The sequence below is a fragment of the Streptococcus sp. M143 genome (assembly GCF_000162495.1).
Lineage (GTDB): Bacteria > Bacillota > Bacilli > Lactobacillales > Streptococcaceae > Streptococcus > Streptococcus dentisani.
In genome coordinates this window covers 204116-227857 of sequence record NZ_GG730097.1, presented here as the reverse complement: position 1 = coordinate 227857, position 23742 = coordinate 204116, and the positions used below count along the sequence as shown (strand labels likewise).

16 protein-coding genes, 1 pseudogene and 1 other annotated feature are annotated in these 23742 nt (G+C 38.7%); of the genes and pseudogenes, 4 read left to right on the top strand and 13 right to left on the bottom strand.

Features of this window, described 5'->3' with window-relative positions:
- The first annotated feature begins 148 nt into the window (after window positions 1–148).
- From gdhA to HMPREF0850_RS12800, 3 genes and pseudogenes are all read left to right on the top strand, one after another.
- Window positions 149–1495 carry an NADP-specific glutamate dehydrogenase gene (gene gdhA / locus HMPREF0850_RS07755; protein ID WP_000199570.1) on the top strand — a complete coding sequence of 449 codons (1347 nt, stop codon included), beginning with the start codon at window positions 149–151 and terminating at the stop codon, window positions 1493–1495.
- A 31-nt stretch (window positions 1496–1526) separates the two neighbouring features.
- Window positions 1527–2012, top strand: a complete 486-nt coding sequence (locus tag HMPREF0850_RS07750) for a GNAT family N-acetyltransferase (protein WP_009013946.1) — start codon at window positions 1527–1529, stop codon at window positions 2010–2012.
- A gap of 15 nt (window positions 2013–2027) precedes the next feature.
- Window positions 2028–2177 (top strand): annotated as a pseudogene (locus HMPREF0850_RS12800) (NADP-specific glutamate dehydrogenase); the annotation flags it as partial.
- 155 nt (window positions 2178–2332) lie between these two features.
- On the opposite strand, the gene HMPREF0850_RS07745 reads toward HMPREF0850_RS12800, so the two are convergent.
- The 10 genes from HMPREF0850_RS07745 to mecA form a co-directional block, all read right to left on the bottom strand.
- Window positions 2333–5914: an ATP-binding protein gene (locus tag HMPREF0850_RS07745; protein ID WP_000058661.1), complete on the bottom strand. Its 3582-nt coding sequence runs from the start codon at window positions 5912–5914 to the stop codon at window positions 2333–2335.
- A 261-nt stretch (window positions 5915–6175) separates the two neighbouring features.
- A complete protein-coding gene (gene rplL, locus HMPREF0850_RS07740; protein WP_001196969.1) occupies window positions 6176–6541 on the bottom strand; it encodes a 50S ribosomal protein L7/L12 in 366 nt (121 codons plus the stop codon).
- A 75-nt stretch (window positions 6542–6616) separates the two neighbouring features.
- Complete coding sequence (gene rplJ / locus HMPREF0850_RS07735; RefSeq protein ID WP_001287274.1) at window positions 6617–7117, bottom strand: 50S ribosomal protein L10; 501 nt, start codon at window positions 7115–7117, stop codon at window positions 6617–6619.
- Between the two features lie 37 nt (window positions 7118–7154).
- Window positions 7155–7290 (bottom strand) — a sequence feature (ribosomal protein L10 leader region).
- Between the two features lie 62 nt (window positions 7291–7352).
- The gene (locus HMPREF0850_RS07730; protein ID WP_000649349.1) at window positions 7353–8612 is read right to left on the bottom strand and encodes a TRZ/ATZ family protein; all 1260 of its coding nucleotides are present in this window, start codon (window positions 8610–8612) and stop codon (window positions 7353–7355) included.
- A gap of 105 nt (window positions 8613–8717) precedes the next feature.
- Window positions 8718–10466 carry an ABC transporter ATP-binding protein gene (locus HMPREF0850_RS07725; protein ID WP_001254295.1) on the bottom strand — a complete coding sequence of 583 codons (1749 nt, stop codon included), beginning with the start codon at window positions 10464–10466 and terminating at the stop codon, window positions 8718–8720.
- A 1-nt stretch (window position 10467) separates the two neighbouring features.
- The gene (locus HMPREF0850_RS07720; RefSeq protein ID WP_000681730.1) at window positions 10468–12192 is read right to left on the bottom strand and encodes an ABC transporter ATP-binding protein; all 1725 of its coding nucleotides are present in this window, start codon (window positions 12190–12192) and stop codon (window positions 10468–10470) included.
- 60 nt (window positions 12193–12252) lie between these two features.
- A complete protein-coding gene (gene msrB / locus HMPREF0850_RS07715; RefSeq protein WP_000818183.1) occupies window positions 12253–13191 on the bottom strand; it encodes a peptide-methionine (R)-S-oxide reductase MsrB in 939 nt (312 codons plus the stop codon).
- Between the two features lie 250 nt (window positions 13192–13441).
- Complete coding sequence (gene thrB / locus HMPREF0850_RS07710) at window positions 13442–14311, bottom strand: homoserine kinase (RefSeq protein WP_000692411.1); 870 nt, start codon at window positions 14309–14311, stop codon at window positions 13442–13444.
- 1 nt (window position 14312) lies between these two features.
- On the bottom strand, window positions 14313–15599 hold the full coding sequence (locus HMPREF0850_RS07705; RefSeq protein ID WP_000216343.1) for a homoserine dehydrogenase: 1287 nt from the start codon (window positions 15597–15599) through the stop codon (window positions 14313–14315).
- A gap of 148 nt (window positions 15600–15747) precedes the next feature.
- Window positions 15748–16488 carry an adaptor protein MecA gene (gene mecA, locus HMPREF0850_RS07700; protein ID WP_000782713.1) on the bottom strand — a complete coding sequence of 247 codons (741 nt, stop codon included), beginning with the start codon at window positions 16486–16488 and terminating at the stop codon, window positions 15748–15750.
- Between the two features lie 122 nt (window positions 16489–16610).
- Between mecA and HMPREF0850_RS07695 the strand changes: the two genes are divergently transcribed.
- A complete protein-coding gene (locus HMPREF0850_RS07695) occupies window positions 16611–18089 on the top strand; it encodes an oligosaccharide flippase family protein (RefSeq protein ID WP_000789698.1) in 1479 nt (492 codons plus the stop codon).
- Window positions 18090–18136: 47 nt separating this feature from the next.
- Here the strand turns inward: HMPREF0850_RS07695 and HMPREF0850_RS07690 are convergent, their stop codons facing one another.
- Genes HMPREF0850_RS07690 through HMPREF0850_RS07680 form a run of 3 tightly spaced genes read right to left on the bottom strand, consistent with a single transcriptional unit; the run spans window position 18137 to window position 23728 of the window.
- On the bottom strand, window positions 18137–20662 hold the full coding sequence (locus HMPREF0850_RS07690) for an MBL fold metallo-hydrolase (RefSeq protein ID WP_000792194.1): 2526 nt from the start codon (window positions 20660–20662) through the stop codon (window positions 18137–18139).
- A gap of 36 nt (window positions 20663–20698) precedes the next feature.
- Window positions 20699–21511, bottom strand: coding sequence for a LicD family protein (locus HMPREF0850_RS07685; protein ID WP_000004186.1), 813 nt, complete (start codon window positions 21509–21511; stop codon window positions 20699–20701).
- Window positions 21512–21568: 57 nt separating this feature from the next.
- Window positions 21569–23728: a LicD family protein gene (locus HMPREF0850_RS07680; RefSeq protein WP_001011691.1), complete on the bottom strand. Its 2160-nt coding sequence runs from the start codon at window positions 23726–23728 to the stop codon at window positions 21569–21571.
- Window positions 23729–23742 lie beyond the last annotated feature (14 nt).

The window sequence follows — 23742 nt, the reverse complement described above, 5'->3', positions numbered from 1 at the left end:
AAAACGTTCGTTTTTTGATAATGCTCTTAGTATTGACTGAATGTAAATTGAAAGAATTTTTAGAAAATTTCTGTTTTTTTCTTTACACTCAAAAAAAATTCTGCTATAATGGCTCATGTAATAAAATATAACAACAAAGGAGAACGATATGACATCTGCTAAAGAATATATCCAAAGCGTGTTTGAAACTGTAAAAGCTCGTAACGGGCATGAGGCTGAATTTCTCCAGGCGGTTGAAGAATTCTTCAGTACCTTGGAGCCTGTCTTTGAAAAACACCCTGAGTATATCGAAGAAAACATCTTGGCACGTATCACTGAGCCTGAGCGCGTGATTTCTTTCCGTGTTCCTTGGGTGGACCGTGATGGAAAAGTTCAAGTCAACCGTGGTTACCGTGTTCAATTTAACTCAGCTGTTGGACCATATAAAGGCGGACTTCGTTTCCACCCAACTGTAAACCAAGGGATCTTGAAATTTCTCGGATTTGAACAAATCTTTAAAAACGTTTTGACTGGACTTCCAATCGGTGGAGGTAAAGGGGGATCAGACTTCGATCCTAAAGGAAAGACTGATGCTGAAGTTATGCGCTTCTGCCAAAGTTTCATGACAGAATTGCAAAAATACATTGGACCATCACTTGACGTCCCAGCTGGCGATATCGGTGTTGGTGGACGTGAAATTGGTTACCTTTATGGACAATACAAACGTCTTAATCAATTTGATGCGGGTGTCTTGACTGGTAAACCTCTTGGATTCGGTGGTAGCTTGATTCGCCCAGAAGCAACTGGTTACGGTTTGGTTTACTATACTGAAGAAATGCTCAAAGCCAACGGTAACAGCTTTGCTGGTAAAAAAGTGGTTATTTCAGGTTCTGGTAACGTAGCTCAATACGCTCTTCAAAAAGCAACTGAACTTGGTGCAACTGTGATCTCAGTATCCGACTCAAATGGTTATGTCATTGATGAAAATGGTATCGACTTCGACCTTCTAGCAGATGTGAAGAATAACCGTCGCGCTCGCTTGACAGAATACGCCGCTGAAAAAGCAACTGCTACATACCATGAAGGTTCTGTATGGACTTACGCTGGTAACTACGATATTGCTCTTCCATGTGCGACTCAAAACGAAATCAATGGTGAAGCAGCTAAACGTTTGGTTGCTCAAGGAGTTATCTGCGTATCAGAAGGTGCCAACATGCCGAGTGACCTTGATGCGATTAAAGTCTACAAAGAAAACGGAATCCTTTACGGACCTGCCAAAGCTGCCAACGCTGGTGGGGTTGCTGTATCTGCTCTTGAAATGAGCCAAAACAGCCTTCGCCTCTCATGGACTCGTGAAGAAGTTGACGGCCGCCTCAAAGACATCATGACAAACATCTTCAACACAGCTAAAACAACTGCTGAAACATACAGTCTTGGTACTGACTACCTTGCAGGAGCAAATATCGCTGCCTTCGAAAACGTAGCAAACGCTATGATTGCACAAGGTATTGTTTAATTAATCGATACATCCTATCGGAGGACAAATGATGAACTTAAGGTCAATGGAAGTGAGAGACAATCCAGCTGTAGCACAACTCATTAGAGCTAGCCTTGAAGAATTCGGGCTTGACAAACCAGGAACTGTCTACTTTGATTCTCATCTAGATCATTTGGCCGACTATTATCAACAGCAAGAGAGATCAGCTTACTTTGTCCTGGAAGATGAAGGGCAGCTGGTTGGCTGTGGTGGCTTTGCACCTGTGTCTGATAAGATTGCTGAATTACAAAAACTGTATGTCACTAAAAATTGCCGTGGCAAAGGTTATTCCAGCAGGTTGATAAAGCGGATATTCCATGAAGCCCGCCTAGCAGATTATGAACAACTTTATCTAGAAACCTCTACTGCACTGGCTACGGCCGTGGCCATCTATCAACACTATGGTTTTACAGCATTGCAACAACCACTTTCTAACGCCGCCGGCCACCCAGCTATGAATATCTGGATGATAAAATCTCTCTTATCAGATGAATAGATATCCATATACTCTGGTCGAGTCGAGGACATCAGGATCAAGATCCTAAACACAGCTAAAACAACTACTGAATCATACGGTCTTGGTACTGACTACCTTGCAGGAGCAAACATTGCTGCCTTTGAAAACGTAGCAAACGCTATGATTGCACAAGGTGTGGTATAAAAAATATAAATTACTGAAAATTGCTACCCGTCTGGGCAGCAATTTTTTTCATTCAATTCATTAATCAAACCAAATATTTCACTAAAATACTATAAAACAGTAGAATTTACTGATTTTATCTAGCACCTTAAGAAGTAATAAATATAAATTATAATTTAAAACTCCTTTTCCAATTCTCTTTCAATCGCATTGCGCTTGCCATCTATTAGTTTATCCAAGTACAGTAGCAAGTTAATGTAGCCTATATCAGTTTCAAATATCTCTTTAATTCTTTCTAGGAGCTCTTTTTCTAATTCCAACACCGGAACGTGACTACCAGTAAAAAAATGTGAGTAGGGACTAAAATGTATTTCTTGGAATGACTTCTGGCCAAATCCTTTAGCTCTGAGAAGATTAAATAGTATTAGTTTTTGATTGTTGTTTTCTAAAAATTCTACACCTAGATTAACCAATCTAATTGCAAATTGCTCATTGTTTGTTTCCTCAAGCATTTCTAATATGATCTGACTGTCATTTTTTATAATATCATCAAGCATATTGTTATAGTAGTAATATGGCCTATTTATTACAAAGCGGATAAACTTTTTATAAATTTCTTTCTTATCTCTAAATCCATTTATAGTATGTAATACCATGTATCCTAAATTAGAACTTCTCATTTTTAGCTCATCAATTTTCTTCAATACTTCTACCGCAAAATTAATATCATTTTCTCCTAATTTTTGAAAAAGCTTATAGGTGTGATCCTTACTGCTCCCTAAATTGATTAAATACTGAGACTTTAAATCGTTTTCTCCAATTAGATTTATTAATTTTGGCACCTCTTCTTCTCTTATAAAATCAGAAATAACAAAATTTGTATTCCCAGCTTTTTGTATTAACAACTCTTTTAAACTAGGATCTTTCAAAATCAATCTCTCAAAATTTAAAATTGTAAAATAACATGGTAAAGAATTAGCTTCTAGAATACTCTTTAATGTTTGTAAATCTTCATTTTTTACTTTTTCAAGTTGAGTTAAATAAGCAAGCTCCCATTCATATTTTTCTAATTCTGGAGAGGATGCAATAACACGCTGCATTGAACTTTTCTCAATATTTTCTAAAAAACTAATAGGAGTCCTGTTTTCAAAATGATAGTTTGATTTAAACATAGAATTTAAAAATTTTATCTTATTATCATTTTTTAATAGCAAAAACATATTAAATAGCACCAGTTCAATATTTATATCATTCATAAACAAGCTATTTTTAAATTGATTTGCAAAATTGAAAATATTTTGCAAATTGCTTGAATAGCTATTTGCAATTTGTTGTAGTTTAATTTCAGCATCATCCTCATAAAACCAAGCATGGTTAGGATTTGTTAAATTATTATATATTTTTTGTCTGTCAGAAATTATATAATCATCAAAAACAATCGGTAAGTTTTCTTTCACTTCAGCTTTATGTAAAGTATAAACTATTTGTTCTTCAATCATAGATAATTTTTTTATGTCGTAAAAAAATAATTCTCTAATGCTTCTCAAATCTCTATTAATAGTCATACGATGACTTTCTGAATAAGTCAAAATTTTTCTTCTGTAATCATACAGTATTCTCTCAATATAAAGTCTAATATCAACACTCCCAACATTATATATCTTTGCTAAAAGTTTGAGTATACTTCTATGATACTCTTTCAGTTTTTCACTATCAGGAATGGTACATTTCCTAAATGTAAATGATTCCTCATAAGCTTCTGTCCTGTCGATAGTAATTTTAAGATACTGCTTCAAAATTGCCGCGCTTAATTCTTGATTATAACTTTTCATCAAATCAAGATTAGCAAGTTCAGAAATAGTATTTTCAGCCAAGGTATAATCAATATATTCTCTTTCTGTAACCAACCCGTAGTTTGCTTCAAGAATACTATAAACCTCAGAAATCTTATTAGGATTTTTATCAAAGTACTTTAACAATAATTGGAGAATTTGACTACAATATTTTGTCCGTGTAGTTACAAATACAATATTTAAAACTGAATCCTTAATAGATTCCTTTTTATCCTTCTGATTAATAAAATTAGTCCTTGTATAAGCCTGAGACTCTATATTATCAATTTTATTTTTAACGTGTGAAATTGCTTCTAGAGGAAGTAATACTCCAAATTGTATTAAAAACTTTTCTTTAAGTTCATCACTTTCAAAATCACTTTCATTGTAATAATATGATTTAACTGCATCAGAAACGCCTTTTAAATCACTCTCTTTCCTAATAAAATTGGAACATTGATTTAGTATTTGAACAACTCTTTGATCGTTTACTGGATATAACTCATGTAAAATTTCTAAAATTGATATTTTCTTATTAATTAAAAACTTGATAACTATATAATCATCTAATGATTGATCTGCTATCTTTACAATTTTGTCGCTATAAATATTACACAACTCTCTCTCGTGAAGCTTCTCCACTGCACTCTTAAAGTCAGTATTTGTTATATCAGTTATTTTTAGTAATTTTTTAAATTCCTGGTTCTCTTCTAAACTTTCCAGTCTAATCTTTTTTAAGTAAGATAAAATAAATAAAGTCTTTTGTTCTGCATAAATAATGTTATTTTTATTTAAAATTTCTTCATAGTAATCTTTTAAAATATCAATCTCGTCATTAAAATTAGTCAAATCATGAGAACTCGATAACTTCGCTGCAATGACTGCAATACGTGGGTTACTTTTAGATATCGTTTTAATATGCTCAATTTCTTTATTGGTAAAATCGTTTCGAGAGAATTGATTGAGTAATTCCTTAAAATTATCATCTTTTATAAGTTCTGGCTCAATATTATTGTACCCATAAACTTTAATATTATTGATTACATCTTTTTTAGCATAATCACGTACCGTAAGAATAAACCGAATATTACTAGTCGTGTTCAGTAGCCCAAGTGTAGAAATATAATTTTGTGTAGTATTAACATCATCAATAAAAACAATATTTTCTTTGTGTAACTTTAGATTGCGTTTTACATCTTGGTAAATATCCTGATTATTGCTCTTGACACAAATAATGTTATATTCATTTCGGTCGAGCAAAGAGCAAATTTCAATTGCTAATCTAGTTTTCCCTGTTCCAGGCTTAGCAGATATTAAGAAGATTCGTTTTTCACTTGATTTAATCGTATTTATAATTTCACTTACATCTCCAATATAGTCATTTGATATAGGTGCATTAGTTTTACTCTCATCATGAATTCTTATGAAGTCATTGATAGACCAAACTTGCTCTGTAGATTCACTGATTGATAGATACTCTTTTGCTAAATATTGAAAATCTAACTTTGTAAGATCATCAGCAAGTTCATTAATTCCAATCAATTCTAGCTGATAAGGCTCAGCCATTTTTTCTAGATCTTCTTTTTGTTTAATTGTTATATTTGAAGAAGTATGACAACAAATAAGCCTCCCAACTTTATCTTCAGCAATATTTTCCTCTAAAATTTTTTTCTTAACTGACTGAATATCTCCTTCTAATTTAGATATTACAGACTTATGGGTGCCATACATAATATAAATATATTTACCATCTTTGTTAGCGTAAGAATCTGGAGTCCCTTTAGTTGTTTTATCTGTTCCTTCCTGTGAACCTAATGAAACAATATTAAAATTGTATTTTCTACTTAGGTACGCGTCACCTAGTTTTTGAAACTTCCCTCCCTCTAGCTCTTTGATATGTTGTTCAATTTTATTTCTTAAACTCATTATAATAACCTTTCCAAATAAGCATTTCAACATAATTATATCACACTAAACAAAACTATGAGTTATAGATTAAGGAAAAAACGAAGACTGTACTTCGGCCATGTTTGATTGAAAGTCTATTTTTCAAAAGTTGTTTGTCTCCTAGATAAACTATATAAATAATTTGCCCCTTTTTTGCCCCTTTACGAACAAAAAGAAAAACCGCTACTCTTACGAATAGCGGTTTAATCATGTTTTTAAGCTACTAATGTAGTTGCTCTATTATTTAAGAGTAACTGAAGCTCCAGCTTCTTCCAATTTAGCTTTGATTTCTTCTGCTTCTGCAGTTGGAACGCCTTCTTTGATGACACCTGGTGCACCATCAACAAGTTCTTTAGCTTCTTTAAGTCCAAGACCAGTGATTTCACGTACAACTTTGATAACGCCGACTTTCTTGTCGCCTGCAGCTGTCAATTCAACGTCAAATGAATCTTTAGCAGCTTCTTCAGCGCCACCAGCAGCAGCTACAGCTACAGGAGCAGCCGCAGTTACACCAAATTCTTCTTCGATAGCTTTTACAAGGTCGTTCAATTCAAGGATTGAAGCTTCTTTAATTTCAGCAATAATGTTTTCAATGTTCAATGCCATTGTTATTTCCTCCAAATAAGTTTTAAATTTTATAATAGTTTTTTTCGTAGCTAGGCTACGCTGCGTAGCTTAAGATTAAGCTGCGTCTTCTTTGTTGTCTGCAACCGCTTTGACTGCAAGAGCAACGTTGCGCACTGGCGCTTGAAGTACAGAAAGGAGCATAGAAAGAAGTCCTTCGCGGTTTGGAAGAGTTGCAAGAGCAACGATCTCTTCTTTAGATGCGACAGCGCCTTCGATTGCACCACCTTTGATTTCAAGTGCTTCAGCGTTTTTAGCAAAGTCGTTCAAGATTTTCGCTGGTGCGATAACATCTTCGTTAGAAAATGCTACTGCAGATGGTCCAACAAATACTGATGCAAGATCTTCAAGACCAGCTTTTTCAGCTGCACGACGCAAGATTGAGTTTTTAATGACTTTATACTCAACTTCGCTTCCACGAAGCTCACGACGAAGAACTGTATCTTGCTCAACTGTCAAACCACGAGCGTCTACAACGACGATAGATGCAGCAGCTTTCATTTTTTCAGCTACTACGTCAACTAGTTCCGCTTTTTTAGCAATAATTGCTTCACTCATTAGTGTGTTCACCTCCGTAATTATTTTGCTTGGGGAATTTTCCAAAAGAAAAACGCGCCCAAACCTAGACACGAAAGTACAATACGCTTCTTTTTACATGATACGTTTTGTCCTCGGTAGGATCTTTATGAGTCGAGCTCCCCTACTGTCTTAGGCAGTTTTTTCAAACCGTATATAAGTATAGCATAGACAAAAAAAGAATGCAAGATTTTTACAAACTTTTTTTGAAATTTTTTTAAATCTCTACTGTCAAAACTTTGCCTTGCTTAATCACCTGTTCTCCTGCAATATAGACATCGTCAACATCACTGGATTTGACAGCATAAACCAGGTGAGATAACATATTTTCCTGAGGTTGAAGATGGATTTTCCCTTGTGGTTGAATGACCAGAAAATCCGCTTGCTTGCCAACTTCCAGACTTCCTATCAGTTCTTGCATACCGAGAACCTTAGCACCTTCTATCGTCAGAGCTTTGAGGGCTGTTTCGATAGGAAATTGACTGGCATCTCCACTCTTCATCTTCTGAAGGAGGGCTGCAGTCCGTCCTTCCTCAAACATGTCTAGATTGTTATTGGAAGCAACCGAGTCAGTCGCAATTCCGACTGCTACTCCTGCTTTTTGAAGTTGGATGATTGGAGCAATTCCTGAGCCTAGTTTGAGGTTACTAATAGGATTATGGGCGATAGCCACATGAGAAGTTGCCAAGTGTTCAATTTCTCGCTCGTTTAGTTCGACCCCATGAGCAAAAACAGACGGATGATCTAAGTAACCCAGTTCTTCTAGAAAGGCAAGGGGACGTTTGCCGTATCGTTTCAGGATAATTCCTGACTCTTCCTTGGTCTCTGCCACATGGATATGGATTGGAATGTCCAGCTCTTTTGCCATATCTAAGCTCGCTTGAAGCAAGTCTTTGCTACAGCTGTATGGAGAATGTGGCGCTACCATAACCTTGAAATTTGGATCTTCATATCCTAAGATTTCCTCGATGATAGCTCGTATTCTGCTTATAGTCTCAGCAGTTGTTTCTGTCTCTGAAGAAAAGAGGGTCGGTGAGAAATAACACCGCATCTTGGAAGTCTTCACTACCTGATAAATTTGCTCAATATCCACACCATTGGGATTATACATATCGTTGAAGGTGGTTGTTCCTGACTGGAGCATCTCTGTCAGAGCCTGCTTGACCGCTCTTGTAGTCATGTCTGCTGTAAATCCTGCTTCAGCTGGCCAGATATAGTCATTGAGCCATTCATGGAGATTGCTATCATCTCGGATCCCTCTCAAGCCTGTCATAGCAGAATGGGTATGGCAATTGACCAAACCAGGCATGATCCAAGCCCCTTGATAGTCTATAATCTGCTCGGCTTGATCTAAAATCTCTTGCTTCTCTTTACCAACATAGATGATTTGAGAATCCTTAACAGCCAAAATACCATCCAGATGCACGTGGAAATCTTGGTCACAAGTCACGATATTTACATGCTGATAGGCTTTCATTGTTTTCTCCTTCTAAGACCCTGATTTTTTCTAGCTATTGTAACAAAAAAGTCACCCGAAGGCAACTTTTAGTGTCATTAAGACTTTAAAATGGATAGGAATGGTTTATTCAGAGCTAAAAGCCGCAGCCTTTTGCATTTGGTAATACTTGCCCTTTCTAGCCATGAGGTCCCGATGATTGCCATACTCAACAATATCACCATCCACCAAGACTAGAATCAAATCCGCGTCCTGAATGGTAGACAAGCGATGAGCAATGATAAAGCTTGTTCGCCCTTTCATGAGTTTTGCAAAGGCATCCTGAACCAACACTTCTGTCCGTGTATCGATGGAAGAAGTCGCCTCGTCTAGGATGAGAATCTTGGGAATAGCTAGAAAGACTCGGGCGATGGTCAAGAGCTGGGCTTGACCGACAGATAGTGATTCTCCTGCATTTTCCAACTTGGTATCGTATCCCTGTGGCAACTGTTGGATGAAAAAGTCTGCATTGGCTGCTTTGGCAGCGGCAATCACTTGCTCCCGACTGGCATCAGGATTCCCAAAGGCAATATTGTCATGAATGGTTCCTTGCTTGAGCCAGGTTTCTTGGAGCACCATGCCAAACTGCTGTCTCAATGATGCTCGGGTATAATCATAAATGGATTTCCCATCTAACAAGATATCTCCCGAGTTAATGGGATAAAAACGCATGAGGAGATTGATAAGAGTTGACTTACCAGCACCTGTCGGACCAACGATGGCTACCTTGCTACCAGCTGGGATATCGATAGACAAATCCTTAATCAAGATCCTTTCAGGATTGTATCCAAAAGAAACATGCTTAAAGGAAATGGCTCCCTTGACTTGGTCACTGGTCAAGACTTCCTTACCTGTTTCAGCCACCTCTGGACTTTCTAAGACAGTATAGACGCGCTCTGCGCAAGCGAGAGCACTTTGCAATTCGGCTAGAACTGAAGAAATATCGTTAAAGGGCTTGGTGTATTGTTGGACATAGTTCAAAAAAGTCACTAAACGCCCAATAGTCAAGGTGGATCCCATCATGATACGATAGGCCCCTACTCCAGCTAGAAGGGCATAAATCAGCGCATTGACAAAGCGAGTTGAAGGATTGACCGTTGATGAATAAAAGATAGCTGACTGAGAATAACCTGCGTAGTTGCCATTAGCCTCGTGCAGTCTTCGAATAAACTCTGTCTGAGCATTAAAGGACTGGATAATGGTCTGCTGGCTAAGCGATTCTTCAATCAACTGAGTCTGAATCCCCCTGGTCTCTGTTTGCTTCTGGAAGAGATGATAGGACCGTTTGGCAATAAAGCGTGAAATCACCATAGATAATGGCGTCAACAGCAAGACCAAGAGGGTCATGAGAAGGTGAATTTGGAGCATGGCTAGAATACTAACCAAAATCATCAAAACACCAATGAAAAATTGATTGAAAATCATGGTCAAGCCGGCTGCCAGCTGTTCTATGTCTGTGGTCACACGACTGACCATCTCTCCACTGCCCTGCCGGTCCACAAAAGCAATCGGTAAACGATGGAGCTTATGGATGATTCGCTCTCGCAAGTCTTTGGTATAAGAGAAGATTAGGCGATTATAAAGAAGAGGATTGGCCCATTGTACCAGAGTATTTCCTATTACCACCAAGATCATCTGGAGGAAAATCTGCCAAAAAACTGGTGAAGAACCAGCCACCAGGACCTGGTCGATGACCTGCCCAATCAAGATAGGAAGATAAATTGATAAGCCAACTTGGACAATAGTTCCTAGAAAGGCTAGGAAAAGGAGGAAGGGATGACTTGCAAGGTCTTTCGCCAAACGTGTGAGCGTCTGGTTTGCAGTTTGTCGTCTCATGCTAGTCCTCCTTTCCATGTTGGGATGCATTGATTTCACGATAGACTTGACTGAACTTCATCAAGTCCTCGTGCTTGCCGATAGCTAAGAGCTCACCTTTTTCCAAGAGGAGAATCTGGTCTGCCATCTGTAAAGTCGAGGTTCGTTGAGAGATCAAGATTAAACTTGTGTTAGGTAAGTTCTCTCGGATAGCTCTCAAGAGCTTGGACTCGGTAATGGTGTCGAGGGCCGAGGTTGCATCATCTAGGATGAGAAACGGATCTTGGCGCAGGACTGCTCGGGCGATAGACAAACGTTGTGTTTGCCCGCCTGAGAAATTTCGTCCTCCTGCCTCAACTAGTGCGTCTAAGAGTCCTTCCTTTTCACTGACAAAATCCTTAGCTTGCGCAATCTCCAAGGCCTGCCAGAGTTCTTGATCAGTCACTTCTTGATTTAAACCCAAAGTTAAGTTGGAGCGAATGGTTCCCTTAAAGAGTTCTACTTTTTGGGGCACATAGGCAATCCAAGACCGCCACTGCTCCAAATTAAGAGGACTACATCCATCTCGATAAAGGTCAATACTTCCCTTATCTACTGGATAAAGTCCAAGTAAGACTTGCACTAAGCTTGATTTACCAGAACCCGTTCCCCCGATGATACCAAGAATTTGCTCCTGCTTCATATTAAAGGAAATATCTCTCAGAGAGGGTTGGCCCGCATCAGGATAGGTAAAAGTCAATTCTTGGACTTGTAAAACCTGATTACTGGTAGCTTGCTTTTGTTCTAACTCTGAATAGATGTCTTCGGGAGATTCTGCAAAGACTTCCTCGATTCGCTTAGCTGAGATATAGGACTGATTGAGGGAATTTATCAGCATAGCTAGTTTGACCAATTCCACCAAGATCTGCAAGAGGTAGTTGATAAGGGCAATGAGAGCACCTTGACTGAGTAAACCTCCTTGAATTGAAATATAACCCTGCCAGATGATAACAAGGAGAGTCCCATTCACAATCAGATAGGTTAGAGGTGTTAATAAACTAGACCAGAAACCCGTCTTTTCTTGCAAACTGGAATAGACTTGGTTAAGGGTTTGAAAAATCTGTAACTCTCGTTTTTCTTGCCCAAAGGCACGAATAACCCGCATCCCTTGCAATTGCTGGCGAGTTTCCTGAACCAGTTGATCCGTTTTCGTTCTAAGATTACCGTAGAGAGGATTGACCAGACGAGAGAGACCGACAATGACAATCGTCAAAATGACAACCATAACTAAAAACCAGAAAGTCAGATCAGCCGAGATGCGATAAGCCATAAAGATAGCCCCAAAAACGATAATAGGCGCTCGCAAAAAGAGGCGCAGGAATTGATTGATACCAGTCTGTATCTGGTAAGTGTCTGAAGTCAAGCGAGTGACCAAGCTCGAAGTTGTCAAACGATCTCTGCTGTCCTTGGGCAAGGAAAGAATATGACGATAGAGGTCGTCTGTTAGTTCTTTGGCAAACCCAACCGCTGCCTTAGCTGAGTAAAACTGAGCTATCAAGGCTACGAAAACGCCAATCACTGCAAAGATAAGGAGCAGGCCAATCTGCATCCAGAGATGTCCTTGATCTCCCTGAGGCAAAGATTGGTCAACAATCCCAGCTATCACCATGGGAACTAAGAGCTCAAAAACAGCTTCTAGTAACTTGAACAAAGAGGCTAAAATGGATTCTTTGATGTAGGGTTTGAAGTAAGATAGTAAGTGTTTCATAAATCCCTTCTATTCTTATTCTGGAAATGAAGAAAGTGGGAAGCGCCCACCCTCTCTGTTTTATTTATTTAAGTAAGGCAATAGATAGCCGTATCCTGCCTCTTCCATCTCATCCTTGGCCACAAAACGCAAGGAGGCAGAATTGATACAGTAACGGAGACCACCTAACTCCTGCGGTCCATCTGTGAAAACATGGCCCAAGTGGGCATTACCTGACCGAGAACGAACTTCGATTCGATCCATTCCATGGCTCATGTCCTTGTAATAATGAATCAATTCCTTAGAAATCGGACGGCTAAAGCTCGGCCAACCACATCCTGAGGCAAACTTATCCTTGGCGAAAAAGAGAGGCTCACCCGTTGTAATGTCTACATAAATCCCTTCTTCAAAGGTTTGGTCATAGGCATTGGTAAATGGAGCCTCTGTAGCAGCTTCTTGGGTGACATGGTAAGACTCTTCAGACAAACTTTTCCTTAACACTTCTTGACTAGGTTTTTCATAGTGAGAGGCATCAATCAATGGCTTCTCAGCATCGGTCACATCGATATGACAATACCCCGAAGGATTCTTCTTGAGATAGTCTTGGTGATAGTCTTCAGCCAGAATGTAGTGGCGAAGTTTCTCCACTTCTACTGCAATCTTTCGACCCAGCATGCGCTCCTGCTCCTGCACCACTGTATAGATAGCTGGCAGATCTGCTTCATCTTGGTAATAAATCCCAGTACGATATTGGCGACCACGGTCATTCCCTTGCTGGTTGATAGATAAAGGGTCAATGACTCGGAAATAATAGAGTAAAATCTCTCTGAGTGACACTGCCTTCTCATCGTAAATCACTTGAACCGTTTCTGCATGATCTGTTTCCTTGAGCAGCTGATAATTGGTCGTTTCGACTTGCCCATTAGCGTAGCCAACACTGGTTGCTAGCACTCCAGAAATGCGTGAAAAATATTCCTCTAGGCCCCAAAAACAACCACCTGCTAGATAAATTTCTGCCATCTTTATTTCTCCTTTATCAAGTTTTTAACTAATACTCTTCGAAAATCTCTTCAAACCACGTCAGCGTCGCCTTACCGTAGGTATGGTTACTAACTTCGTCAGTTCTATCCACAACCTCAAAACACTGTTTTGAGCAGCCTGCGGCTAGCTTCCTAGTTTGCTCTTTGATTTTCATTGAATATAAACTTCTTTTCAAAAAAAGGATAGGAAGCCCTCTGGTCGAGAGTTTCCCCATCCTATCTTCTATTCTTTATTTTGCTTCTACACGGACACCTTGGGTATCAACCTTCAAATCATGAAATTTGCCTTTGAAGGGTTGCTTTTGCAATTCAGCTTTAATCTTGGGCATCTTGTCATGAGAAGCCAAGACCATAACTGTCGGCCCAGCACCGGAGAGATAGGTTGCATAGGCACCGTTCTCTTTAGCCACTTGCTTAATCGTCGCAAATTCTCTCACCAGATCCTGACGATAGCGCTCATGGAAGAGGTCTCCCTCAATCGCTTGGCCAGCAGTCACCATGTCTCCTGCCAACAATGCCGCAACAGCCACATTGGCTATCGAACTTGCTGCAACAGCTTCCTTGTAGGACAATTTTTTAGGCAAGACACCGCGGCTGTCTCGAGTACGCAATTCATAGTTTGGAATGTAGGCTAGAAAATCACACTCTGGGAAGTCTGCCACAATCGCTGAAACGTGCCCTTCAACGGAACTTGCAATAACGAGATTTCCATAGATAGCTGGAGCCACATTGTCAGGATGCCCTTCAATCTTAGTAGCCAACTGCAATTTGTCGTGGTTAGATAAGTTGAGCTTGCCCAGTTGGTTGGCGAGTTCAATCCCAGCAACGATAACCGAGCTAGAAGAACCCAAACCACGCGCTAGGGGAACATCACTGGTCATTTTCAAGCGTCTCGGTTGTAAGTCTGGCGCAATTTGCAAGGCAATTTTAAGCAAAAGGTTGCGCTCGTCATGTGGAATCCATTTGCCAATCTGGTGTTCAATCAACCACTCATCTCGTTCTTCACAGACCTCAATTTGAAGATATTTGGTTACAGCTACACCGACCGAATCAAAACCTGGCCCGATATTGGCACTGGTTGCAGGTACAATAATCTTCATCCTAGTCTCCTAACACCTTGAAGGTATTCAAGAGGTCAAATTCTGAAGCTTTGGCCAACTCAGCTGAAACATTCTCCAGTTGTGCTTTATTAATCTTATGGGTAATAATCACTACACGCGCCTTGTCACCCTCTTTTCCATCTTGGAGGATTTGCTTGAAGGAAATATCTTGAGCATTAAAGATTTCAGCAAGTTTCAAGACCTGACCTTTTGAGTCTGGTGCCAAGATTGAGAAATAGTAGTTTGCTTTGACATCTTCTGGATTTGCCAAGAGCAAGTCACGGCTGTATTCGTTAAAGTCTTTACCAATGGTACCATCATTCAAGCGACGAACGATACGGACAATGTCCGCTACCACACTTGTTGCAGTTGGTTTTTGACCCGCACCTGGTCCGTAGTACATAGATTCACCGATACCGATAGACTCTACAAAGACAGCGTTCATCACGCCATTCACACTGGCAAGTGGATGCGCTTTAGGTAGGAAAGTTGGAGTCACTTCTGCAGCAATACCTGAAGGAGTTTCCTCGATAGAACCTACCAATTTCACTACATAGCCCAGGTCTTGGGCTACAGCTACGTCTTCTGGTGTGATGTTGCGGATTCCCTTGTGGGCAACATCGTCAAAGGCAACCTTCATACCAAAAGCAAACTGGCTCAAAATCACCATCTTATAAGCTGCGTCAATCCCATCAACGTCATTTGTTGGGTCACTTTCTGCAAATCCAAGTCTTTGAGCTTCAGCCAGAGCATCATCATAAGACCAGCCTTCTTCGACCATTTTGGTCATCATGAAATTAGAAGTTCCGTTCACCACGCCAAGGACACGAGTGATTTTGTCAGAAGCCAGCGAATTTGCCAAAGTACGAAGAATTGGAATCCCACCAGCTACTGCTGCTTCGTAGTAGAGTGCCACATTGTGCTCCTTAGCGATTTCTAGCAATTCTGCTCCATGGACAGCCAAAAGGTCCTTGTTAGCAGTAACAACGTGTTTTCCAGCTTCTAAGGCACGAGTGATAAAGGTTTTAGCTGGTTCGATACGCCCCATCAATTCCACTACGATAGTAATGTCCTTGTCTGATAAAATATCGTCTACATTGGTTACAAAGTTAAAGTCATTCCCTGCTGCAAGTAAGCGGTTCTTCTCATCTTCATCCTTAACCAATACCTTGGCTACTTCAATCTCTGAATGAGCTGACTGGATGATTTTTTCTCCGTTTTCCTTTAGGAGGAATGGTACACCACTTGCAACGGTACCAAATCCAAGTAAAGCAATTTTAACTGTCATGTTTGTCTCCTCGAAATTTTCTAATATAGCCATTATAACAGAATTTTTCGAAAATTCCTATCCAAGAAAACCACTATTTATAGATAGAAAAGAAAAAACGAATCATGGGATTCGTCTTTTCTGATAAGTAAAAATTGATTTCTAAAAACTATGAATTAACTTTTTGAAGACCGAGCACAGCGTCGTGATTAATCAAGATGCGACCATACTCTTGTAAAACCGAACGACTGATATCACTGTCGTCTGCAAACTCACGCATACGAGCCAAGAGCCAGGCTGGATATGGACTAGGATGATTTTCAACATCGACTAAGATTGTCAAATAATAGTATCCATTCATCTTATAGAGTTCAGATGTTTCCATCTGGTAGTTAACCGTCTTTGAAAAAGCAACTAAGTCAGCAAGGCTTGCAAAGCGCAGGATATAGTAGATATAAGGTTCTTTCTTGCTCTCAGTTTCCTTGTCCGCCTGCTCTTGCTCTTCTTCTTTAGCTTCTACCTGTTCTAGAGACTGGATGGCCTCAATATCATCTTTGGTCTTTTCTGCAATACTCTTTTCCAATGTTTTGAGAAATTCGTCCGGCGACATTTGGGCCAATTCTTCCATATCTGGCAGATCCGTCAAATCTTCAAAATCTAGATTTTGGTCAATCTTAGACTTGGTCACAAAGACATCGACCTTATCAGGTTTTGGCGTCACACGAAAACTCAGCATGCCACTATCCAAGAAATTGTCTGGCATCTCTAATTCATCTAAAATAGCATAGAAAAACTCTTCTGTTTTTTCCTGAGGAACAAGAAAGTCTGCGATTTCCATTCCCCGATCCATCAAATCATCTAAAGTCATCGTGATTTTCAGTGTTGTATCACTAATTTGTTTCATCTTCATTTCTACTAACCTCATACTTTCAGTCTATCTATTATACTAGATTTTTACGATTTTATCAAAAGAATGAAGCTGGAATGTGATATAATACTAGAGATAATGTTACATTTAAGAAAGAAAGTTCAATGAAAAATATAAAAGTTAATGCATTGGCTAGCTTGCTGGTCAATATCCTCAATATCGTTTTTCCTCTGATAACCAACCCTTATCTGACGCGGATTCTCAGCAAATCCAACTATGGTTATTTCAATACCGCCAATACCTGGGCTAGCTTTGTTATTCCACTAGCTGCCTTTGGTATTTACAACTACGGGATTCGTGCTATCAGTAAGGTTAAGGACGACAAGAATAAAATCAACTATGTCTTTTCTAAGTTGTTTTATATCTCAGTTTTCACTTCTCTCCTGACGACTGGTATCTACTTCCTCTTTATCTTCTTTGACGCCAGCATTGAGAATCTAAAGGTTCTCTACTACATCCTAGGAGCTCAGGCACTCTTCCAATTCCTCAATATCGAATGGATGAATGAGGCCTATGAAAACTATGCCTTTATCCTTTACAAGACATTGATTATTCGGATTACCATGCTGGTCGCCATCTTTGCCTTTGTCAAAACTGCTGATGATATTGTTCCCTACGCTATCGTCATGACAGCGACAACTATCCTCAACTACCTCCTTAGTTTTCTTTGGATCAAGAGAGAAGTTTCCTTTGTCAAAATTGGTTTCATCGAGTTAGCTAAGGCTTCTAAACCACTCTTTACTATGCTTCTCCTGGCAAATGCCAATATGCTTTATACCTTGCTAGATAGAATGTTTATCACCAAGGGACCAGATGAAAACTATATTTCTTATTATACAATTGCCTATAGCATCGTTATGCTGATTGCAGGTGTCTTAAGTGGAGCTATCAGTGTCAGCATTCCACGTCTCGGCTACTACCTCGGGAAAAAGGATTACAATTCTTATAATTATCTTGTAAATCAAGCGGCATCATTATTCTATTTTCTCATGATTCCAACTAGTTTTGGGATTATGATTTTGGGAAAGTACGCAACGGTTATCTACTCTTCTGAAAAGTATCTTGAGGCAGGTATCGTGACCAGTGTCTTCGCCTTTCGAACCATTATCTGGGCTATTGAATTGATTCTTGGTAAGCAAATTATCTTTATCAATGACCACGAGAACCGCTTAACTGCTTTCTACTTTGCTGGTGGTGGAGCAAATCTCCTCTTCAACTGTATCTTGTATATCAATAATATTTTTGCCCCTGAATATTATATTGCTACTACCATTATTGCGGAAGCCATCGTTGTTTCACTTGAAATTCATTTTATCAAGAAACATCAACTGATTAGTTTAAAAGAAATTTTTGTAACCTTAACACGTTATGGTCTCATATCCCTTGGATTTATCCCGATCTTCTATATTTTCAAGATGATTTTCCAAATCAGTTCCTATACGGTGAACCTCAACATGATCCTCATGGTTCTCTCTACCATAGCTACTTGTGGAATCTACTATCTCTTAACACTCTTTCTCACTAAGGATAAAACACTTCACTATGCACTGAACCTAGTACTAGCTAAGATCAAAAGAAACTAAAAGAACACCCTACTGATAAACGCTCGTTTATCAGTAGGGTGTTTCTTTTATTCTTTTTCTTTCTTGCCAGAAGTATTGGCTTCTAGATTTGAATCTTGTTTTGGCTGTTCAGCAATGGAGGAACTAGCTTCTTGCTTCTTTTCTGACTGATCTACTTCGCCATTGACAGTAGCAACAGCCTGTCTCCAAATGCCTTCCTCGTTTACCTTATAACCATCCGGTGTGGTAGCATTTTTCAACAAGGAACCATCTGTTTGGAAATAGTACCAATTACCATCAAGTCGTTTCCAACCGGTCTGCATAGCTCCTGAGTCATCAAAGTAATAATGATCATCATTTACTTTATGAAGGCCAACCAACATGATGCCATCTTCAGGATTGAGATAATACCAGATTCCTTTATCCTTTATCCAACCGGTTTTCATAGATCCATTTGATTCAAAGTAACGGTAATGATTATCAAACCATTTCCAGCCTATCTGCATGGCACCTGATGCACTAAAGTAATATTGCTTACCATCTACTTGTTGGAAACCGACCAGCATGATACCTTCCTGATCTTCAAGATAATACCATGTTCCTTGATCCTTCAACCAACCAGTCTTCATAGCCCCTGAGTCAGCGTAGTAATGCCAGTGTTTATCAAGCCATTGCCAGCCTGTTTGCATGGCACCGCTGGTATTCAAATAGTAGCGCGTACCATTGATTTCTTGTTTCCCGGTTTGCATAATACCATCTTGATTTAGGTAATACCATTTCTCATTATCCTTAATCCAGCCAGTTTTCATAGCTCCTGAGTTCGCATAGTAATACCAATTGTTCTCTAGCCATTTCCAGCCCGTTTGCATGGCACCGCTGGTATTCAAATAGTAGCGCGTACCATTGATTTCTTGTTTTCCAGTGAGCATGATACCATCTTTGTCCAGATAATACCAAGTATCCTGATCCTTGATCCATCCAGTTTTCATAGCTCCTGAACTTGCAAAATAGTTCCAGTAACCATCAACAAAGGCCCAGCCTGTTTGCATGACACCTTCTTGATTAAAGTAATATGTGCTTCCATTGATATTCTTTTTACCAATGGTCTTTAGACCATCCTCATCATAGAAATACCAATCTGAATCAATCTTTTGCCAAGTTAAAGGTTTACCTGCTGTTTGGAGTGCACCACTTTCGCTAAAGAACATTTTCTTGCCATTAAAGACTTGATATCCTGTTAGCATCTTACCATCTTCTGCAAAGAGATATTTCTTCCCTCCAATTTCAGAAAGCTCACTAAATCGTCTAGCGCCATTTGATTGGATATAATACCAATGACCATCCAGCTTGAACCAACCTCCAGTTTGCATTTTACCATTTGGGTTCAAATAGTAGTCATTTCCCTTGGCATTTTCTCCCCAATCGTCATTAAGGTGAAGCCAGCGACCTGCTTGCATTCGCCCTTTTCCATTAAAGAAGTAAGTGGCTCCGCCAATCTCTTTCCAACCGATAGCCATTTCCCCGTCAGCCAAGCGATATTTCCAGTAGCCACCTTCTTGATACCATTTTTCGTCAACTACAGGGATGTCCGGGAAGAGATTAGAAACATTGGCAAATCCGCTATCACTAATATCAAAAACGGTAGCATCTTGAGTTTGACTAGAAGCTCTGAGAACTTGAATATTTTTCTTTTGGAGATATTCTCTGGTTGAAGCAACATTAATATCACCACCAGTTGTCTGAATAATCATCTTTGGAGATAGGTTTTCAAGAAAATTAATCGTATTTGAAATTGTCGCATCATAATGATGATTCCATTTCATCATATCAACCTTGCCGATAACTGGGCCTAACTTATCTTCCGCTCCTTCGGCATTATCCAAATCTCCACCAAGGTAGATTCTCTTTCCTGCCACAGTCACCACTGAAACGATAGAGTTGGAGTTATCATCTAGAACTTTTTTCAGATTCCCCTCAGCATCATATTCATTCTTATAATTATAGAGTTGGATATCCATATCACCTAATTTAAAGTGACTATCCTCGTCTGTAATATTCTGAATAAGAGTAACTCCTCGTTTGTGTGCGGTTCTCAAAGCATTATCATAATTGAAAAGATTATCCCAGAGTCCCCAGTGTGAGGTAATCCGTTCATCTGAATATTTTTTTAAATAAAACTTATCAACTTGATAACGATTGAGTATTTCATCTGCTCCGCCGATATGGTCACTATGTACATGGGTTCCCAAAATAAAATCTAATTTTTTAACACCAATCTGATCAAGATGGCGAATCAAACGGTCTTCCAAGACTTGATAATTTCTCATGGAAATTCCCCAGCGGCTTGGATAGCGTGGGTCACTCCCATCAGGAAAGTCATAATCTTCCCCCATATCAATCAAGGCATAATGACCATTGCTTTCCAGAAGGATAGCATCACTCCCGGATTTTGCTTTAGTATTTATGAAATGGATACGATTACCTGAACCAGCAGTAATGGTGTCTGCATTAACTTGTTGTGATAAACCAATCAACACAAAAAGGAAAGCAAATAAACTATAACTGACTGATTTAACTAATCTTTTATTCTTCATCTTGAACACTCCTTTCTCGATGAAAACAATCTCTTACTAATCAATCCAATAATTCTTATCAGTTCCTGGAACCTGCTGTTCAACAGGTGGTGGAGTCATATAGTCTGCTCCAAATTCGTAGACAAGAATTTCATGGTATTTTCTCGGAGCCTTCACTACGATGTTTTCGTATGGCATATCAATCAGATCATAGAGCCATTCTTTTTTGATTCCCTCTGGAAAGCTTGGATCAAATATCGTACAGGTAAGATCTGTAGCTTGATTTACACTATATTTCAAAGCAAGGTTCTCTAATTTTTGATTCCAAGTTTGTGGAGAGCTTAGACGAAAAATAGCTGATCCAATATAACGAGGCAGATTTTTAAGTCCACCATTCTCAGACTTGATCCCTTTAAAATTCAAAGAAGAAAGGCGGACAAAGTGTTTATAGAGCTTCATTTTCTTACAATCACTTTCCTCCGTCACGACACCATCGTATGGAAAAATATCAACGCAAGTTCCCAATACGACTGTCGGGTCCAGAAGATTGGCGTCTCTACGTGTTCTAATGTCATGAACACGCATATAACTGTACGGATAGCCTTTTGTTTCTCTAAATGAAATCAATTTGTAGTAGGGATGATTCTCATTTTTTAAAACCTGATAAAGCTTTTCAAATTCATCTCGCGCCAAAGAAATATCCGTATCATCATCCCAAGGGATAAATCCTTTATGGCGTACAGCTCCTAGTAAGGTTCCAAAATCAATAAAATATTTAATCTGATGCTGTTCACATAGTTCATGTAGATACTTTAAAATATCCAACTCCACTTGTTTTATTTCTTCAAGACTTAAAACTCTCTCAGACATACGTTTTATTCTCCTAATTTTGACTAATTTTTTAAACGATTTTTAACTGCGATTTGCTTACTTAGAACTTTTAGTGATTTTCCACAGTTTGAAATCATGGTGAGATACTCTTTGTTCAAGAGGGGGCAATTGCATGTAATCTCCATAGTCAGAAGTCAAAATTTCATGGTAATGTTTTGGAATCATAAATTCCTTGCCTTCAAACGTTCCCACAATCACTTGTTCTAACCACTCACGTTTCCAAACTGGCTTATTCATATCCTTATAAATCAAATAATCAACTTGCTCGTAGTCAGCAACTGCTCTAGATTTAGCAAGTTCATCAATTTGCTCAACATACTTATTCGTATTTGTGAAATAGAAAATGACAACAGAAATATAACGAATCAAAGAATTCAGTAGACTCTTTGTATTTGTAATTCCTTTAAAAGTATAACAACTCAATTGACGTTTCTTTATCAGTTTCGTCATCTTATTTTTAAAATCTGCGTTATCTTCGTAACCATCCACAGGGAAAATGTCTACATAGATTCCCATATTGGAATCGATGCGAACATCTTCTTCTAGCAAGTAGGTATGGTTATCCTGCACTTTCATGAAGGGATAGACGTAGTTGAGATTATTTTTATAAGACATGACCTCATAGCGTTCATCAGGGTTAGCGATAAGGTAATCTTGTAGTTTCTCATAGTCTTCTCTTAGCATGCAGATGTCCATATCATCATCCCAAGGAATGAAACCTTTATGGCGAACCGCACCAATTAGACTTCCATAAGCTAGGAAATACTTAACACCAATTTTCTGACAAACTTCATGAATGTACTCCATGATTCCTAGTTCCATCTGTTGAATTTCACTGACATCTGTTACTTCCTGATACCGAATTCCTTCATCCCGTTTGCAAACCACTAGTCCATAACCGATTGCCAACCAAAAGATGATATTGATAAAGTTGGTAGAGTACATAATCTGACTCTCAAACAACTGACCAAACAAGATACCGAAGAAGAGGATCATAATCAATTTGTCAGTATTTTTCTTGGAAACAATCAAATAAGTTAAAAAACGCTTGATTACATAACCCAATATAAGAAGGAAGGATACTAATCCTAGAACTCCCGAACTGACAAATATAGTCACAAAAATGTTATGGAAATTCCCACCGATAAGGGAATTTTGAATCTCAAATTTACTGAAATATTCTGTGTAATAATCTGGGACATTCCGTACACCGTAACCAAAAATTGGTTTGGCACTTCCCATCTTGATGGCATTTTTCCAAATATAGGTCCTACCACTTGGTGTTGTTTCAATTAAATGGAGTTCACCAGTCTTCTTGGTAACAGACGAATCTGTCTCAGCGTAGGATTGTCCTTTGTTTAAGTCAAAAACAGTCGCAGTTTCAGATGAGATATAAATTGAAGTTACATAACTCAATCCAATATTAGTTGCAGAAACTAGTAAACCAACAACAATAAAAGTGAGGAATCGTTTAACGATACTTCCTCGTGTAGCAAAGAAACTATAAAGTCCAATCATGAGGAGTAAAGAAAGTAATGCCCCTCTACTTTGCATAGTAGCAAAGTAGACTAATTGAATCACATTGTTCAGTTTAAGATATACAGAATATTTACTTCCTTTATGAATCAGATACATAGCCAAAATAATGCTAATATATGAAAATATCGCGCTAGCATTAGGATTGACAATCCCCCACAGACGTCCATTCATGACACCATAGTAATAAGATTGCTCTCCAATCTTAAATAGGATAAGGACTCTACTTACCAATAAACCAAATGCAAAGATTGCGGAAGAGAAAGAAATGATTTGAACTGTATAGGCAATCCAGTCAAATAATTTTTTGAGTTGCCCCGATTGTAACATGGTAAATAATAAAACATAGGTTACCATAAAAAGTATTTCAATCACATTCCCAATCAAATGTCCAGAGCGATTGAATACTGCCGATAGCAGATGACTCCCAGATAACAAGCCAAATAAGACCAAAAACTTTCGATCTACTGTAATCTGTTTCCACTTAAACAACAATGTGTAGCAAATATAAAGTACAACAATCGCTGACAAACCCTTATAGATGGGATTTGCTACCTTATAAACCAGTGAACTCATACTTAAAATCGAAATGAAAACAAACAGATATGCAATCCATAATTTTGATTTTTCAAAGTATTCATCCATTTTTGAAAAATTCATTTTCAACTCCTTCT